This is a genomic window from Sphingobium sp. UBA5915, from assembly GCF_002431195.1.
Lineage (GTDB): Bacteria > Pseudomonadota > Alphaproteobacteria > Sphingomonadales > Sphingomonadaceae > Sphingobium > Sphingobium soli.
Genome location: NZ_DJDV01000023.1, coordinates 100,360 through 101,453 on the forward strand (window position 1 = coordinate 100,360; position 1,094 = coordinate 101,453).

Sequence of the window (1,094 nt, forward strand, 5' to 3'; positions counted from 1 at the left end):
TGGACGCAGCAATAGTCGAACTCGATCCCCTGCCCGATCCGGTTGGGGCCGCCGCCCAGGATCACGACCTTCTGCCTGTCGCTGGGCTGCGCCTCATTCTCCGCCTCGCCGAACAAAGGCGCTTCATAGGTGGAGTACATATAGGGCGTCTTCGCCTCGAATTCGGCGGCGCACGTGTCGATGCGCTTGAAGACGGGGCGCACGCCCAGCTTGTGGCGCAGCTTGCGCACCTCTTCTTCGGTCACGCCGCCGGTCATGGCCTTGACCGCATCGTGGATCAGGCCGCTGCTGCGCGCGATGCCGCGCTCCATGCCGCGCAGATTGGCGGATTTGAGCGCCAGAAAGGCCAGGCGCTTGTCGGAAAAGCCCATCGACTTCAAACGCCGCATACCCTCGGCATCCTGCGGCAGGCCGTTTTCCAGCACCTCGCCTTCCGCGTCGACGATTTCCTTGAGGCGCTCCAGGAACCAGGGGTCGAACTTGGCAATGCTGTGAATTTCGGCGACGGTCAGGCCTTCGCGCAGCGCCTGCGCCGCGATCAGCAGCCGGTCGGGTGTGGGCTTGGCCAGCGCGGCGACAATGTCGTCGCGCGACGCGCCTTCCAGATGGTCGACAGTGTTGAAACCCGACAGGCCGGTTTCCAGACCGCGCAGCGCCTTCTGCATCGATTCATGGATGTTGCGCCCGATCGCCATGACTTCGCCGACCGACTTCATCGCGGTGCCGAGCAATGGTTCGGACCCCTTGAACTTCTCGAACGCAAAACGGGGGATCTTGGTCACGACATAGTCGATGGTAGGCTCGAACGATGCGGGGGTCGCGCCGGTAATGTCATTCTCGATCTCGTCGAGCGTATAGCCCACCGCCAGCTTGGCCGCGACCTTGGCGATGGGAAAGCCGGTCGCCTTCGACGCCAGCGCCGAGGAGCGCGACACGCGCGGGTTCATCTCGATCACGATCAGGCGGCCGTCCTTGGGATTGACCGCGAACTGTACGTTGGAACCGCCTGTTTCCACCCCGATTTCGCGCAGCACCGCAATGGATGCGTTGCGCATGATCTGATATTCCTTGTCGGTCAGCGTCAGCGCCGGCGC

At 63.5% G+C, this 1,094-nt stretch carries 1 pseudogene; it reads right to left on the bottom strand.

Going from position 1 to position 1,094, the window contains the following annotated elements:
- A pseudogene (locus B2V90_RS03680) lies at positions 1-1,094 on the bottom strand (carbamoyl phosphate synthase large subunit); the annotation flags it as partial.